At 63.0% G+C, this 15,431-nt stretch carries 13 protein-coding genes; 8 read left to right on the top strand and 5 right to left on the bottom strand.

The genetic code is table 11. The features are described 5' to 3' along the window. Positions 1-208: 208 nt before the first annotated feature. From J3P91_RS08750 to codA, 7 genes are all read left to right on the top strand, one after another. Entirely contained in the window at positions 209-1,288 is a 1,080-nt protein-coding gene (locus tag J3P91_RS08750) for a patatin-like phospholipase family protein (protein ID WP_434603465.1), read from the top strand. A 109-nt stretch (positions 1,289-1,397) separates the two neighbouring features. Continuing rightward, a complete protein-coding gene (locus J3P91_RS08745) occupies positions 1,398-1,685 on the top strand; it encodes a type II toxin-antitoxin system Phd/YefM family antitoxin (RefSeq protein WP_434603463.1) in 288 nt (95 codons plus the stop codon). Further along, complete coding sequence (locus tag J3P91_RS08740; RefSeq protein ID WP_434603461.1) at positions 1,675-1,962, top strand: type II toxin-antitoxin system RelE family toxin; 288 nt, start codon at positions 1,675-1,677, stop codon at positions 1,960-1,962. Before J3P91_RS08745 ends, J3P91_RS08740 begins: the two co-directional genes overlap by 11 nt. Positions 1,963-2,070: 108 nt before the next feature. Continuing rightward, on the top strand, positions 2,071-2,427 hold the full coding sequence (gene queD / locus J3P91_RS08735; RefSeq protein ID WP_025212792.1) for a 6-carboxytetrahydropterin synthase QueD: 357 nt from the start codon (positions 2,071-2,073) through the stop codon (positions 2,425-2,427). 57 nt (positions 2,428-2,484) lie between these two features. Beyond that, entirely contained in the window at positions 2,485-3,315 is an 831-nt protein-coding gene (locus J3P91_RS08730; protein WP_434603459.1) for an alpha/beta fold hydrolase, read from the top strand. Positions 3,316-3,588: 273 nt separating this feature from the next. After that, entirely contained in the window at positions 3,589-4,860 is a 1,272-nt protein-coding gene (gene codB, locus J3P91_RS08725) for a cytosine permease (protein WP_434603457.1), read from the top strand. Between the two features lie 12 nt (positions 4,861-4,872). After that, the gene (codA, locus tag J3P91_RS08720) at positions 4,873-6,120 is read left to right on the top strand and encodes a cytosine deaminase (RefSeq protein ID WP_434603455.1); all 1,248 of its coding nucleotides are present in this window, start codon (positions 4,873-4,875) and stop codon (positions 6,118-6,120) included. A 183-nt stretch (positions 6,121-6,303) separates the two neighbouring features. Here codA and J3P91_RS08715 read toward each other — a convergent pair whose 3' ends face one another. Then, positions 6,304-7,296, bottom strand: coding sequence for a diaminopimelate epimerase (locus J3P91_RS08715; RefSeq protein WP_434603453.1), 993 nt, complete (start codon positions 7,294-7,296; stop codon positions 6,304-6,306). Positions 7,297-7,476: 180 nt separating this feature from the next. On the opposite strand from J3P91_RS08715, the gene J3P91_RS08710 reads away from it, so the two are divergent. Further along, on the top strand, positions 7,477-8,628 hold the full coding sequence (locus tag J3P91_RS08710) for an MFS transporter (RefSeq protein WP_305495870.1): 1,152 nt from the start codon (positions 7,477-7,479) through the stop codon (positions 8,626-8,628). Positions 8,629-9,996: 1,368 nt separating this feature from the next. Here the strand turns inward: J3P91_RS08710 and J3P91_RS08705 are convergent. The 4 genes from J3P91_RS08705 to J3P91_RS08690 form a co-directional block, all read right to left on the bottom strand. Then, positions 9,997-12,435 carry a TonB-dependent siderophore receptor gene (locus J3P91_RS08705; RefSeq protein ID WP_434603451.1) on the bottom strand — a complete coding sequence of 813 codons (2,439 nt, stop codon included), beginning with the start codon at positions 12,433-12,435 and terminating at the stop codon, positions 9,997-9,999. A 98-nt stretch (positions 12,436-12,533) separates the two neighbouring features. Further along, positions 12,534-13,505, bottom strand: a complete 972-nt coding sequence (locus J3P91_RS08700; protein WP_434603449.1) for a FecR family protein — start codon at positions 13,503-13,505, stop codon at positions 12,534-12,536. 38 nt (positions 13,506-13,543) lie between these two features. Beyond that, positions 13,544-14,044, bottom strand: a complete 501-nt coding sequence (locus J3P91_RS08695; RefSeq protein WP_434569236.1) for a sigma-70 family RNA polymerase sigma factor — start codon at positions 14,042-14,044, stop codon at positions 13,544-13,546. Positions 14,045-14,252: 208 nt separating this feature from the next. After that, positions 14,253-15,428, bottom strand: a complete 1,176-nt coding sequence (locus J3P91_RS08690) for a hypothetical protein (protein WP_434603447.1) — start codon at positions 15,426-15,428, stop codon at positions 14,253-14,255. Between the last annotated feature and the right edge of the window lie 3 nt (positions 15,429-15,431).

Below are 15,431 nucleotides of genomic sequence, written 5' to 3'. Positions count from 1 at the left end.
CCTTTTTATAATCTTCAGCGGGGAACTGTATCGGGACGAACTTAACTGAAACTGAATTGCCATCATTGAATCTGGGTCAGTTTTGCTCGCGCTGGCGTCAGGTCGGTCATCAAAACTGACAACTGACACAGCGTCATCGCGAGCAAGCTCGCTCGCACAGGGTTTCTGTGTCGCTATAATCAGCCGCTTGCACGTATTCGAGACCGGTATGACCGCCATTCACATCAAGTTCCCCGCACTGACCGTCAAGGCCGGCCCTCGCGCCTTCAAGCGCATCCGCCAGGCGGGCCTTCAGGCCGCCGATGTCGGCATCCTGCCGGGCGCCGCCGGAGGGCCGAAGGCCTTGGGTATCCAGGGGCTGGACCTGGCGCTGTTCGGTGAATGGCTGCCCGCCGCGCCGCGGGAGCGCTCGCTGATCGGTGCATCGGTCGGCTCCTGGCGCTTCGCCAGCGCCTGTCTGCCGGACGCCGCCGAGGGCATTCGCCGCCTGGGCATCCTGTACAACGAACAGAGCTTCGCCAAAGGCGTGACCATGGCCGGGGTCAGCCAGAGCTCGCAGCGCATGCTCGACGACCTGCTTGAAGGTCGCGACCTGACGATCCTCGACAATCCGCATTACCGGCTCAACGTCATGGTAGTCAAGAGTCATGGCCTGTTGGCGCAGGACCATCGCGGCCGGCTGGGCCTGGGGCTGTCCTCGGTGATCGCCGACAACCTGCGTGGCCGGGCGCGGCTGTCGCGGCATTTCGAAAGGCTGATCATCCACGACCCGCGCCTGGCTCCCCCGCTCCATCCGCTGACGGACTTCCCCTCGCGCTTCGTGCCGCTGGAGGCCGGCAACCTGCGCCAGGCACTGCTGGCGTCGGGCTCGATCCCGATGATAATGGAAGGCGTGCGCGACCTGCCCGGCGCCGGCGCGGGCACCTACCGCGATGGCGGCCTGCTGGACTACCACCTTGACCTGCCCTATAGCGGCGAGGACATCGTGCTCTATCCGCACTTCACCGATCGGGTCATTCCCGGCTGGTTCGACAAAGGCCTGCCATGGCGCCGAGGCGATACCTCGCGCTTGCAGGATGTTCTATTGCTGGCGCCGTCCCGCGAATACCTGGCTCGCCTGCCCTACGGCAAACTGCCGGACCGCAACGACTTCAAGCGTTTCATGGGCGATGACCCGGCCCGCCGCAAATACTGGCGCACCGCAATGGACGAAAGCCGCCGCCTCGGCGACGAGTTCCTCGAACTGACCGCCAACGGTGGGCTGGGCGAGCGTTTGCTGACCCTTTAGTCAGCACGCTCGCGCAACGCGGTGATAACTATGAGACAGCCCGGATGGAGTGCTTGCCTGAATGCGCATAAAAAGACCAAAATAAAGCACTTTTAAAGGAGCCATCTTCATGCAAATCGTCTTGGCTGATGTGGCCGTCAGCGTATCGGAACTGAAGAAAAATCCGTCCGCGGTCCTGAGTGGCGCGAACGGCTCACCTGTGGCCGTGCTGAACCATAACCGCGTGATGGGCTACATGGTACCGGCGGAGGTCTACGAAGCGATGATAGAGCGCCTGGACGAGTTGGAGCTGGCCCAAGTGGTCAAAGCGCGGATCGAGGCCAACGAACCGCGGGTACGCGTATCGCTCGATGACCTTATTGGCGAGGCTGAGGCTGATATCGCCAATGGGCGTTGAATATGGAGTCGAATGGGACCCGAAGGCTCTGAAAGAACTGCGAAAACTGGACGGTGCGGTCCGTCTGCAGCTTTTGAAAAAACTCCAGGAGCGACAAGGGCACCCTCGCGTACCGGGCGATGCTCTTCACGGGATGAAGGATTGTTACAAGATCAAGTTACGCGGGGCTGGGTATCGACTCGTGTATCGCATAGAGGAGGAGCGGATCGTCATTCTGGTAATAGCGGTTGGCAAGCGAGAGCGCAGCGGCGTATACGCTTCAGCCAAGACCCGGTAGGACGGCCAGGTTTGCTGACCCTTTAGTCAGCACGCCCGCGCAACGCGGGGATCAAACTGATAAACTGCGCCGCCTGCCTCGCGACCGTCCATTTAAAGAGCCAAATCTGTGGAAATCTTCAAAGAGTTCACCTTCGAATCCGCCCACCGCCTGCCCCACGTACCGGAAGGCCACAAGTGCGGACGCCTGCATGGTCATTCGTTCAAGGTGGCGATCCACCTCAGCGGCGACATCGACCCGCACACCGGCTGGATTCGCGACTTCTCGGAAATCAAGGCGATTTTCAAGCCGCTCTATGAGCGCCTGGACCACAACTACCTCAACGACATCCCCGGTCTGGAAAACCCCACCAGCGAAGTCCTGGCCAAGTGGATCTGGAACGAGTTGAAGCCGCTGCTGCCGGAACTCAGCGCCATCCGCATCCACGAGACCTGCACCAGCGGCTGTATCTACCACGGCGAATGAACCTGGCGGCCTTTGTGTCTATCCTCCTTGGTTCGGATCTACCAAGAGGACACCATCATGACCCACTGGCCGCTGGATCAGGTATACGACTTCAACGGGCACCCCATCCGCTACGCCATCCACGGCGACGGCCCGCCGTTGGTGTTTGTCCATGGCACGCCGTTCTCCTCTTATGTATGGCACCGGATCGCCCCGCTGTTTTTCGCCACGCACAAGGTTCATTACTTCGACCTGTTGGGTTATGGCCAATCCGCGCAACCCGATGCAGACGTGTCCCTCGGCGTTCAAAACCGGCTGCTTGCCCGACTGCTGGAGCATTGGAAGCTGGATTGCCCGGACGTCATCGCCCATGACTTTGGCGGCGCAACGGCCCTGCGCACCCATCTGCTCGATGGCAAGGATTACCGCAGCCTGACCCTGATCGACCCGGTGGCCTTGTCGCCTTGGGGCTCTGCGTTCGTGCAACACGTACGCCAGCACGAAGCGGCGTTCAGCGGCCTGCCCGACTACATCCAGCGGGCCATCGTGCCGACCTATATCCGTGGCGCGATCAAGCGCTGCATCACCGATGAAGAGCTCTCCCCGTACGTCCAGCCCTGGCTCGGCGAAACCGGCCAGGCCGCGCTCTACCGGCAGATTGCGCAGATGGACGAGCGTTACACCGACGAGGTCCAGGACCTTTATCCGAAGGTGCGCTGCCCAACGCAGATCCTTTGGGGCGAGGATGACCAGTGGATCCCCATCGAGCGCGGCCGGGCGTTGCACAAGATGATCCCGGGGGCGCTGTTCCATCCTGTACCGAATGCCGGGCATCTGGTCCAGGAGGACGCGCCGGAAGCGATCGTCGCGGCGGTGATGCGGTTCTTGCCGCTGCACTCGCCTGCCTGAGGACCCCCTGCAACCTTTGTGGGAGCGAGCCTGCTCGCGAAAGCGTCCGATCAGTCACATAGCCATCGACTGATATACCGCATTCGCGAGCAGGCTCGCTCTCACAAGGTACTTCTGAGTACACGATCCGTGTTCCAACTTGAGCCACCCCTGCACCGCTTTTGCGCCTCGAAGCCCACCCGATCCACCCGTTGGCTATAAATAACCGGCAATCACTCGTTTGGCACGGCCGCTGCACGCTTGCGACATTCCCTCCTCCGCAAGGACCGCCACATGACTCAGAACGATCCCGGTAACGACTATCCTTTGAGCGAAGTCCCGATGCATGCCCGCAAGGGCCTGGCCTCCACCGCCATGGTGCTGCTGGGTTTCACTTTTTTCACCGCGACCATGTTCGCCGGCGGCAAGTTGGGCGTGGCGTTCGGTTTCGCCGAGATGCTCGGCGTGATTGTCATCGGCAACCTGCTGCTGGGGCTGTACGCGGCGAGCCTGGGTTACATCGCGTTCAAGAGCGGGCTCAATTCGGTGTTGATGGGCCGCTTCTGTTTTGGCGAGATGGGCAGCAAGCTCAGCGACTTGATCCTGGGCTTCACCCAGATCGGCTGGTACGCCTGGGGCACGGCCACTGCGGCGGTGGTGCTGGGTAAGTATTTCGAATTGAGCCAGGGCACCGTTCTGGGGTTGATGGTGCTGTTCGGGCTGGGCTTCTGCGCCACGGCCTACATCGGCTATCGCGGACTGGAAATCCTCTCGTACGTCGCCGTGCCGGCGATGATGCTGTGGCTGATGCTCTCGATGTGGGTCGCCACGCAGCAGGTCGGTGGCCTCGATGGTCTGCTCGCGGTAGTGCCCACCGGCAGCCTCGACTGGTCGACCGCGATCACGCTGGTGTTCGGCACGTTCGTCAGCGGCGCCACCCAGGCGACCAACTGGACGCGCTTTTCCCGTTCGGCAAAGATCGCGGTGCTGGCCAGCCTGATCGGTTTTTTTCTCGGCAATGGCCTGATGGTGCTGATCGGCGCCTACGGAGCCATCGTCTACCAGCAGCCCGATGTGGTCGAAGTGTTGCTGCTGCAAGGTTTCGCCATGGCGGCGATGGCGATGCTTCTGCTCAACATCTGGAGCACCCAGGACAACACGATCTACAATTTTGCCGTGGCCGGCTGCAACCTGCTGCGCACCCGCCGACGCAAGACCGTCACGCTGGCCGGCGCGGTGATCGGCACGCTGCTGGCGCTACTGGGCATGTACGATTTGCTGGTGCCGTACCTGATCCTGCTCGGCACCGTGATCCCACCGATTGGCGGGGTGATCATGGCCGACTTCTTCTTCCGCTGGCGTGGCCGCTATCCGCGCCTGGCCGCGGCGCAACTGCCGGCCTTCAACTGGCCCGGGCTGTGTGCTTACGGCGTCGGCACGGTGGCCGCCTTCAATTCACCCTGGGTCGCGCCGCTGGTAGGAATCGCCACCGGCGCGCTAACGTATGTGCTATTGATCGGCGTGATGGGTATTCGCACCGCTGACGCGCCCCTACAAGACCTATAAAGGACTCGCTTGATGCACATCATCAACGCCCGCCTGCGCAACCGCGAAGGCTTGCATGAACTGCACCTGGAAAACGGCCTGATCGCCAGCATCGCCCGCCAGACCGAGGCCCCCAGCCTGGGCCCCGAAGACCTCGACGCCGGCGGCAACCTGGTGGTGCCGCCCTTCGTCGAGCCGCACATCCACCTGGACGCCACCCTGACTGCCGGCGAACCGCGCTGGAACATGAGCGGTACGCTGTTCGAAGGTATCGAGTGCTGGGGCGAACGCAAGGCCACCATCACCCACGAAGACACCAAAACCCGCGCCAGGAAGACGCTCCAGGCCCTCGCCGCCCATGGCATCCAGCACGTGCGCACCCACGTCGACGTGACCGACCCGACGCTCACCGCGCTCAAGGCAATGCTGGAAGTGCGCGAGGAAAGCCGTCATCTGGTCGACATGCAGATCGTCGCGTTTCCCCAGGAGGGCATCGAGTCCTACCGCAGCGGTCGCGAACTGATGGAAGAAGCCATCCGCATGGGCGCCGACGTGGTGGGCGGCATTCCGCATTTCGAGTACACCCGCGATCAAGGCGTCAGCTCGGTGAAATTCCTCATGGACCTGGCCGAGCGCACCGGTTGCCTGGTGGATGTGCATTGCGACGAAACCGACGATCCGCACTCGCGCTTCCTCGAGGTACTCGCCGAAGAGGCCCGCAGCCGCGATATGGGCGCGCGGGTCACCGCCAGCCACACCACGGCCATGGGCTCCTACGACAACGCCTACTGCGCCAAGCTGTTCCGCCTGCTCGGGCACTCGGGCATCAGCTTTGTATCGTGCCCCACCGAAAGCATTCACCTGCAAGGGCGCTTCGACAACTTTCCCAAACGCCGTGGCGTCACCCGGGTCAATGAACTGCTCGAAGCCGGGATGAACGTCTGCTTCGGCCAGGACTCGATCGTCGACCCGTGGTATCCGTTGGGCAATGGCAACATCCTGCGCGTACTCGAAGCCGGGCTGCACATCTGCCATATGCTCGGCTACCGCAACCTGCAAAGCGCTTTGGACCTGGTCACTGACAACAGCGCCAAGGCCATGGCCCTGGGCGAACGCTACGGACTCGAACCCGGACGCCCGGCGAACCTGCTGATCCTCTCGGCCGACAGCGACTACGAAGTGATCCGCAGCCAGGGCCTGCCGCTTTACTCGATTCGCAATGGTGAAGTGTTGATGAAGCGTCAGATGCCGGTGGTGGAGTTTGGGCCGCAACGGGGTTGATTCCTGCTCGCAATAGCGGTGGTTCGGTACAGCAAGGTTGGACTTGCCGCCGTCTTCGCGAGAAGCTCGCTCCCACAGGGTTCTGTGCCGTACACAAATTTCGTGGCCGCAGCCGATTAAGTTGTAAGAGCGAACTTGCTCGCGATGGCGGAAATCGCCGTGCCGCACAACATCCGAAAGCCCCTACGGGACAAGCCGCGCCGTGCCAAACAGGCTGACCCGTACCAACTCACCCTCCCGCTCTTGCAACAGGATTGGCGCAGTACCGCCGGGCATCATGACGCTCACCGTCCCGGCCTGCACCCAGCCCACCCGCCACGCGGCACACGCGACCGCGCTGGCGCTGGTGCCGGAGGACGCGGTTGGGCCTTCGCCCCGCTCGAACACCCGGGCGGCGATCTGTCCGTCGGCGGCGCGCCAGGCCCATTGCAGGTTGACCCCCGCCGGACAAGGCATCCCCGCCCCGCCAGGCGCCGCATAGGCAATGCCGGTCAGGCTTTGCGACAGCGCCTCGGCGCGCATCTGCGCAAGACCTGGCAACGCCTCCACGTCATCCACCAGCGTTACGCAATGAGGATTGCCGATGCGCACGAACTGGCTGTTGCCCCACGCCGGATTCAAACCATGCAGCGCAGGCACCCGGCTTATCGCGCATTGGTTGAAGGTCACCGCTGCTACACCTTGAGCGCCCACGGCAGCGGGCCCGAACAGCGGTGTCCCCAGGTCTAGCCAGAAGCCTGGGACGCCGCCCAGTTCAGCGGCGCGAACCGATGTCCGCAGCGGTGAGATACCGTCGGGTTTGTCGTGGTGAACCTGCAGTACGCAATCGTCATCGCCCACCAGCAACCCTCGCTCTTGCAGCGCCAGGGAAAAAATCGTCAGGCCATTGCCGCTACGCTCGGCCAGCGTCCCGTCGGTATTGACGATCAGCAGGTCGAAGGGCGGCGTGTCCTGGAACGGGCCGACCAGCAGCCCATCACTGCGATGAGCCTTGGCATCCGGTGGCGCTTCGCCCGGCGCCCAGGCGCAGAAGGCCTGCACGGCGGCGCTGGCCCAGGATTGGCGTAACGAGGCCGCCTCGGCGGCGGACGACGGTAACCCGATGCCCAGGGCACGCACCTGCTGCGGTGAGACGACTCCGTAAAGGTTGCCGCGTGCGTTGTAGAACTGCGTCATGCATCAGGTCCGAACAGGCCAGGAAGAACCGTTACTTTATGCCGGCAAGCCCGGCAGGAGCAAAGCCTGCTCCAGACGGGAACATCGGGCCGGCACCTTGGGGTCGCGGTGCGGTCAGTGGATATGCAAGCATAGGCCCCTGCCTGCATCACCGCACCGCACCAAAGCCAAGGACGTTTCATGACTGCCATCACGCCCCCACCCACTTTTGTTCCCGGACGCCTGGAACAGATGTCCACCCGCATCGCCTATCTCATCGCTGGAATCGGCATTGCCGCCTGGGCGCCGCTGGTGCCTTACGCCAAGGCGCGGGCGAACCTGGATGAAGGGACCCTCGGCTTGCTGCTGTTATGCCTTGGGGTCGGGTCGATCCTGGCGATGCCGATCTCCGGTGCGCTGGCGACGCGGTTCGGCTGCCGTCGGGTACTCAGTGGCGGTACGATCCTGATCTGCCTGGCGTTGCCGCTGCTGGCATCGATGAGTTCCTTGCCTTGGTTGGTGGCGGCATTGTTCGTGTTTGGCGCCGGGCTCGGCACCGTCGATTCGACCGTCAACCTGCAAGCGGTGATCGTCGAGCGCGCCAGCGGCAAGACCATGATGTCGGGTTTCCACGGCATGTTCAGCCTCGGCGGAATCATCGGCGCGGCCGGTGTGAGCGCCCTGCTCGGCCTCGGGCTTTCGCCGCTGGCGGCAACCCTGGTGGTCAACGCGGTCCTGCTGGTGGCGTTGTTCAAGGCCGCACCGCACCTGTTGCCCTACGGCAGTGAAAGCTCGGGACCGGCGTTTGCCATTCCGCATGGCGTGGTGCTGTTCATCGGCATCCTATGCTTTATCGTGTTCCTGGCCGAAGGCGCGGTACTGGACTGGAGCGCGGTGTTCCTGACCACCGAGCGTGCGGTGGATACCGCCTACGCCGGGTTGGGTTATGCCGCGTTTGCGCTGACCATGACCGTCGGCCGGTTGACAGGCGATTCGGTGGTGCATCGCCTGGGTGCCAAGCGCGTGATCATCTACGGCGGCTCGATCGCCGCAGCAGGTTTCTTCCTGGCGACCCTCGCACCGATGTGGCAAGCGGCGCTGCTGGGGTATGCGCTGGTCGGCGCCGGGTGTTCGAACATCGTGCCAGTGCTGTACACCGCGGTCGGCAAACAGACCCTGATGCCCGAAGCCATCGCCGTGCCGGCCATCACCACGATCGGTTATGCCGGCATCCTCGCGGGGCCGGCACTGATCGGCTTTGTCGCTCATGGCAGCAGCCTGGCCATTGCGTTCGGATTGATTGCGCTGTCGCTGGTGGCGGTGGCGGGCAGCGGGAAGGTGTTGAAGGTCTAAAGCCCTGCAGATTCCCCGTGGCGAGGGAGCTTGCTCCCGCTCGGCTGCGAAGCAGTCGTAACCCGGCGGACGCGGAGTAACTGATGCTCCGCGTTCGACAGGTTTTGGGCCGCTTCGCGACCCAGCGGGAGCAAGCTCCCTCGCCACGGGAATGTATTTGAGCCTTGGGACTGAGTTTCAGGCCGCTGGGTACTTGATCAAAACCCCACGCTCGCCTGCACGAAAAACGTACGCGGCGCGCCGACGTAGATACGCCCGTTGGGCGGTGGTTGCGGGAAAGCGTTAAGAGTCTAAGCCCTGCAGATTCCCCGTGGCGAGGGAGCTTGCTCCCGCTCGGCTGCGAAGCAGTCGTAACCCGGCGGACGCGGAGTAACTGATGCTCCGCGTTCGACAGGTTTTGGGCCGCTTCGCGACCCAGCGGGAGCAAGCTCCCTCGCCACGGGAATGTATTTGAGCCTTGGGACTGAGTTTCAGGCCGCTGGGTACTTGATCAAAACCCCACGCTCGCCTGCACGAAAAACGTACGCGGCGCGCCGACGTAGATACGCCCGTTGGGCGGTGGTTGCGGGAAAGCGTTAAGAGTCTAAGCCCTGCAGATTCCCCGTGGCGAGGGAGCTTGCTCCCGCTCGGCTGCGAAGCAGTCGTAACCCGGCGGACGCGGAGTAACTGATGCTCCGCGTTCGACAGGTTTTGGGGCCGCTTCGCGACCCAGCGGGAGCAAGCTCCCTCGCCACGGGAAGGTATTTGAGCTGGGACTGCGTTTCAGGCCGCTGGGTACTTGATCAAAACCCCACGCTCGCCTGCACGAAAAACGTACGCGGCGCGCCGACGTAGATACGCCTGTTGGGCGGTGGTTGCGGGAAAGTGTTGAAGGTCTAAGCCCTGCAGATTCCCCGTGGCGAGGGAGCTTGCTCCCGCTCGGCTGCGAAGCAGTCGTAACCCGGCGGACGCGGAGTAACTGATGCTCCGCGTTCGACAGGTTTTGGGCCGCTTCGCGACCCAGCGGGAGCAAGCTCCCTCGCCACGGGAATGTATTTGAGCCTTGGGACTGAGTTTCAGGCCGCTGGGTACTTGATCAAAACCCCACGCTCGCCTGCACGAAAAACGTACGCGGCGCGCCGACGTAGATACGCCCGTTGGGCGGTGGTTGCGGGAAAGCGTTAAGAGTCTAAGCCCTGCAGATTCCCCGTGGCGAGGGAGCTTGCTCCCGCTCGGCTGCGAAGCAGTCGTAACCTGGCGGACGCGGAGTAACTGATGCTCCGCGTTCGACAGGTTTTGGGCCGCTTCGCGACCCAGCGGGAGCAAGCTCCCTCGCCACGGGAATGTATTTGAGCCTTGGGACTGAGTTTCAGGCCGCTGGGTACTTGATCAAAACCCCACGCTCGCCTGCACGAAAAACGTACGCGGCGCGCCGACGTAGATACCTGAGTTGTTGTCGCTGGAACGCGTGTAGTACTGATGATCGAACAGGTTCTTCACCCCCGCGCCGAGTTTCAGGTTCGACAGCTGCGAGCCGAAATCATAGCCGCCCCGAACGTTCCAGAGCATATAGCCCGGCATGTCGCCATACTGCCCATCGGCGGTGCCGTCGGTCATGTAATTGTCGCTGAAGCTGCCATCGGGGTTCACGCTGTTGCCCGGTGAACGTTGCCCGGACTGGGCAAAGCCATCGAGGTTGTAAGTCCAGCGATTGACTTCGTAGCGCAGGCCCACGGTGGCAATCTGGCGCGAATAGAACGGCAGGTCACGGCCCTTGAAGCTCGGGATGTCCCCTTCATAGGTGGCCCGGGTATAGGTGAAACCAGCGCTGGCGGTCAGGCCGTCGAGGCGCGGGTCCAACGCGGCCATGTCGTAGTGCACCGACGCTTCCAGCCCTTGATGCTTGGTGGCGCCCATGTTGGTCCAGCCCACATCGTTACTGATGTATTGCAACTCGTCGTCGAAGTCGATGTAGAACAGCGTCACTTCCCCGCCCCACACGTCATCGTTGTAGCGCGTACCGATCTCGTAGGTCTTGGCCTTTTCCGGGCTCAGGCCATTGGCGGTGTTGTTGCCGTCGCCGCCCTGGCCGAGTTGAAAATACTGCAGGCTGCCGAACGAGGTCTCGTAGTTGGCGAACAGCTTCCAGGCGTCGGATAGGTGGTACATCACGCTCAAGGCCGGCAACGGTTCGTTGCTGTCGATGCTGCGGCGCTTTTCCTGCACCGGGCGGCCGGCGGTGTCGAGCACCGGGCGGTCGTGCCATTCGGTGCTGATGCTTTCGAAGCGGATGCCCGGAGTGATGGTCCATTTGCCCACGTCGATCTTGTCGTCGATGTAGACCGCATGGGCTTCGGTACCACCGGTCCGGTCCTGATAGACGTGACCGTCGGCGCCCGGACGCACCACCGGTTCGTTGTTGCGCAGCGCCAGGCGGCTTGCCTCCTCGTGCATGCCTTCCTTGAGGTAGCGATAACCGACGCTGGCCTCCTGGGTGGTCGGCCCGAGGTCGAACACATGGGACACCCGCGGCTCGATGCCGAAGGTGTAATAGCTACGCGGGTAGGACACCAGGTTGCGCTGGTCCCGCGAGGCGATGGTGCTGCCGCGGAAGCTGTCGGAGTAATAGGTCAGCACTTCGGCCTGGGTGCGCTCGCCGATTTCGCGGATCCACTTGAACGACACGTCCTTGCGGCGGCCGCTGAAACTGTCCCAGTCGCGATCGGACTGGTACGGGTCGGCGTCGTACTGTGCCTGGGTCAGGCCGCCGGGCATGTCGGCCTCGGCGTCGTAGTAGTGGAAGTTCAGCGAGAAATCATCAACGTCGGTCGGCGCCCAGTGGGTCTTGAGGATCACGTCGTCGATGTCGTTATCGTTGTTGCTCTTGCGATATCCGTTGCCGTTGATGCCCGAATACAGCAGCGCCACGCCCAGCCCGTTATCGGCGGTACCGCCCAGGAACGCCGTATCGATGTGCTTCCAGCCGCCGTGCTGGGAGGTCTCCAGGGTGCTGCCGATTTCCCCGGTGGCTTTTTCCGGGATGGCGCGAGTCACGAAGTTGATCACGCCGCCGACGTTCTGCGGTCCGTAGCGCACCGAGCCGGCACCGCGTACCACGTCGATGCTGTCCAGGTTGCCCGACGAGATCGGTGCCATGGACAGTTGCGGCTGGCCGTACGGCGCGAAGGCCGCCGGTACGCCGTCAATCAGTACCGTGGAGCGCGGCGACAGGCGCGAGGTCAGGCCGCGCACGCCGACGTTCAGGGCGATGTCGCTGCCACCGGTGCCGTTGGCGTCTTGCACCTGCACGCCCGGGACCCGCCGCAAGACATCGCCGACGTTCATGGCGCCCTGCTCGACCATCGCTTCGCGGCGGATCACCGTCCGCGCGCCGGCGTGGTTCTGTACCACTTCGGCGTTGGCGTCGCCAAGCCAGTCGCCGACCACCTGGATCTCGGTGGCGCCCAACTCCAGTGGGCCATCGGTAGACGCCGAAGGAGCCGGCAGCACAGTCACCGAGCCGTCATCGATCTGGTATTGCAAACCGCTGCCCTTGAGCAATTGACCCAGGGCCACCTCGGGAGACAGGTTGCCCTGCACCGCCGGTGCTTGTTTGCCGGCCACCAGCTCCGGGCTGAAGAACACCTGCAACGAGGTCTGCTGGCCAAGCTGGCTCAGCGCCTGACCCAAGGGTTGCGCCTGGATGTGGATCGCCGTGACGGTCTGGTCGGCAAAAGCCTCGGGCAACGCGGCGCTGACCGCCAGGGTCAGCGCCAGCGGTAGCCAACGGGTGGAGGTACGTTTGTTGTTCTTGGCGGAAGTTTTCACGTCGAACCTTGTCCTGTCGAATCGCAAGAATACGCGTCTGTTAATGCAAACCAGTTGCAGTTGGACAAGAAGACGAAGAACTCGAAAAAAACCTGAATCTATTTCGCAATTATTTCCTGGCTGCCGTCGTCAAGTGTGCGCACGGCCACCGGCAGGATGTTCGGCAAGGCCTTGAGCAGCGCCTCGGGATTGTCCGAACGGAACACACTGGTCAGGCGCAGGTTGCCCACCGCGGCACTGGCGACCCGCAGGGGCTTGGCGCGATAACGGGAGACCTCCTCGGCGACTTCACTCAACGGCGCGTTGTTGAACACCAGCTTGCCGTTGCGCCACGCGGTGAGTTCATCGGCGTTGATCGGGTACGGTGACGCGACTTTGCCTTGAGCATCGATCCGGGTACCCAGGCCGGCCGTGAGACTGATGGGGAAATCACGCCCTTGGACCTTGACGCTACCCTCCTCCACCGCCACCCGGGTGCTGCCGGCATCGCGGCGCACGTCGAAGCGCGTCCCGGTCACCGTCACCTGGCCGTTGCCCGCGTCAACGGTGAACGGGCGCGCGGCATCATGCTCGACCCTGAACAGCGCCTCCCCCTCAACCAGCTCTACCCGGCGTTGGCGGTGCTCGAAGACAACTCGCACATGGCTGCGGCTGTTGAGATCGATCAGCGAGCCATCTGGCAGCGCGACATGCCGACGCTCACCGAGGGCAGTGGCGAATTCGCTGCGGTAATCGCCCGACGCACCCAGGCCGCTGAACAACCCCAGCCCGACCGCCACCGCCACCAATCCGGCGGCCACCGCGTAGCGCAGCAAAGGCCTGCGTCTCGGGCGTTCGGCGGGCCGCTCGCACAGCGCTTGCAAGCGCTCCATGGACAGCAGGTCCGTTGCGCTCCAGATCCCTTGCAGTAGTTGAATTTCATCGCGGTGGTTGGGGTGTTCGCCCAGCCAGGCCTCGAAACGCTGACGCTCGTCGAGGCTCATGACCGGGTCCTGCAGGCGCACGAACCATTGCGCCGCCTCGTCGCGAACCCTGCTCTGCCCGCACGGGCAGTCACGGCTATCCATCATGGAAGGGTCCTGTGGCTCGGGTGGAAAAGGACGACCGGTCATTGATCTGGCCCGTCGAGACGATCACGCAGGTGGCGCAGGGTGCGGATCATATACTTTTCCACCATGTTTTTTGACAGGCCCAGGCGCTCGGCGATTTCCGCCTGGGTCAGGCCTTCGATCTTCTGCCAGACAAACACCGTGCGGCAATGGGCCGGCAGCTCGGCAAGCGCCCGTTCGATGGAGTCCGCCAGCTGGATCGCGTGCATGTAGTGCTCCGGGTCGCCCGCAAACGAATAACCAGGGTCAAGCGCCGCTTCCTCCATGGCGCCCCGTCGATCTTCACGCCGATAGCCGTCCACTGCAATATTGCGCGCTGTCTGGTGCAAATAGGCCCGTGGCTGCTCGACCTGCGCCGAATCGGACTCGAGCACGCGCACAAAGGCGTCGTGGGCCAGGTCCTCGGCCTGCTCGCGGTTGCGCAGGCGGCGGGTCCAGGTGCCGATCAACTCTTCGTAATGCTCGAAAAAGCCGGGTCTGCGAGGCAGCTTGGGAATCATCGCGGCGTGCTGTGGGGACGGGGCACGAATAGTAATCGTTCTTATTAATTGGAAGCAAATGCCGTCCGGCCAACTGGGCAGAAAAAATACAATGTGGGAGCGAGCTTGCTCGCGATGGCGGTACATCAGTCAACATTTATGTTGAAGGTCAGTCCGCTATCGCGAGCAAGCTCGCTCCCACAGGGTTCGACACTGCCTCTGGGATTGCCTAGAACCGGCACACCGCCGCCGCCCCCGTATCAGTCGGCATGACATGCTCAGGCGGCACGACGATGACCTCGCCGCCCTGCCGGGTCACGGCCAGGATCAATTCGTCCAGCACGTCAGGCGCCTGTTCATCGCCGGTCTCGTCAATGATCAAGCGGCCCTTGTCTGCGTCGAGCTGGCCGGGCACCTGGCGCTCCGCCTCCACCAGCAACAGCGCAATGCGGCTTTCCCAGGCGGCCTTGGCGATCTCGGCGAGGTTGTCCAGCGCCCGTCCCTGGCCGACCGCGACGCCATAACGATTGAGGCTGTCGACAACCCGGTCCGAGTGGCTGTGGGCCATGACCTTCGAGCACTGTACGCGCAACTCCTCCACGCTCAACCTCGAAGGGTCCCCATCGATGCCCTGCGCCAGCAACTGCGAGTTATGGCTGACCGCGCGAAACACCGCCTGGTTTTCCGGCAGGGCCACGAGGATCATCGGCAAGCCCGAAGGCTGCGAGTAATGTTCCAGGATGGCTTTGTCCACGGCGCGAAAAAACCGCTCGCGGTCGAGGTTGATTTCGTCCTGCTTACCGCCGCCGGCGGATTCATGCATCATCGGATCGCCGCGCTCACTGCTGCGGCTGAAGCCGTTGGGAAAACCCTGCTGGTCACCTGAAGTGAGTTCATCGCCGAGCGCCTCGTTCTGGTTGCGCGGCACCTCGTCGGCCAGCTCGACTTTTTCCAGTTGTTGGGAGGAGCCCTCGTACAACCACACCTCGTTACGGGTCAGGCACAGCACCTGATAACGTTCGGTCGACTGGACCAGACGCAACAATGGCTTCAGATAAGGATGGCTGTTGGCGAATGCGCATTGCGGCAGGCGCTGGTTCACCGCGATGACCTTGAAATAGTCACGGGCGCCGAAAACCGCGATGCCGTCCCGATTGGAGTTCCAGAAATCCTGGTCGTCCGCCAGCGCATGAAAAGGCTCAAGCAACGGCGCGCAATCGACGCCCGGATGCTGTTGTTCCAGTTGCGTCTGCAGTTCGCGCACCAGGTTCTTGTAGCGGATCGGGTCCTGGCTGCGTTCGGGGAATGTACGGTGGGTAGGCATATACAACGAAAGGCTCGGCTGTTCGTCGAATGCCAGAAGCTCGGCCAATACCTGCCGGCTGAAGGGTTGATGAGCGGTCATGAT

Origin of the sequence: Pseudomonas sp. Z4-7, from assembly GCF_051131965.1 — a bacterium.
Classification (GTDB): Bacteria; Pseudomonadota; Gammaproteobacteria; order Pseudomonadales; family Pseudomonadaceae; genus Aquipseudomonas.
This window is presented reverse-complemented; position numbering and strand designations above follow the sequence as displayed.

What these genes read in the sequence shown, in the direction of transcription:
- J3P91_RS08740 (WP_434603461.1), top strand. Translation starts at nt 1,675, where the DNA reads ATGGGCGTTGAATATGGAGTCGAATGGGACCCGAAGGCTCTGAAAGAA.
- J3P91_RS08745 (WP_434603463.1), top strand. Translation starts at nt 1,398, where the DNA reads ATGCAAATCGTCTTGGCTGATGTGGCCGTCAGCGTATCGGAACTGAAG.
- codA (WP_434603455.1), top strand. Translation starts at nt 4,873, where the DNA reads ATGCACATCATCAACGCCCGCCTGCGCAACCGCGAAGGCTTGCATGAA.
- J3P91_RS08695 (WP_434569236.1), bottom strand. Translation starts at nt 14,044, where the DNA reads ATGATTCCCAAGCTGCCTCGCAGACCCGGCTTTTTCGAGCATTACGAA.
- J3P91_RS08690 (WP_434603447.1), bottom strand. Translation starts at nt 15,428, where the DNA reads ATGACCGCTCATCAACCCTTCAGCCGGCAGGTATTGGCCGAGCTTCTG.
- J3P91_RS08700 (WP_434603449.1), bottom strand. Translation starts at nt 13,505, where the DNA reads ATGATGGATAGCCGTGACTGCCCGTGCGGGCAGAGCAGGGTTCGCGAC.
- J3P91_RS08750 (WP_434603465.1), top strand. Translation starts at nt 209, where the DNA reads ATGACCGCCATTCACATCAAGTTCCCCGCACTGACCGTCAAGGCCGGC.
- codB (WP_434603457.1), top strand. Translation starts at nt 3,589, where the DNA reads ATGACTCAGAACGATCCCGGTAACGACTATCCTTTGAGCGAAGTCCCG.
- J3P91_RS08710 (WP_305495870.1), top strand. Translation starts at nt 7,477, where the DNA reads ATGACTGCCATCACGCCCCCACCCACTTTTGTTCCCGGACGCCTGGAA.
- J3P91_RS08730 (WP_434603459.1), top strand. Translation starts at nt 2,485, where the DNA reads ATGACCCACTGGCCGCTGGATCAGGTATACGACTTCAACGGGCACCCC.
- J3P91_RS08715 (WP_434603453.1), bottom strand. Translation starts at nt 7,296, where the DNA reads ATGACGCAGTTCTACAACGCACGCGGCAACCTTTACGGAGTCGTCTCA.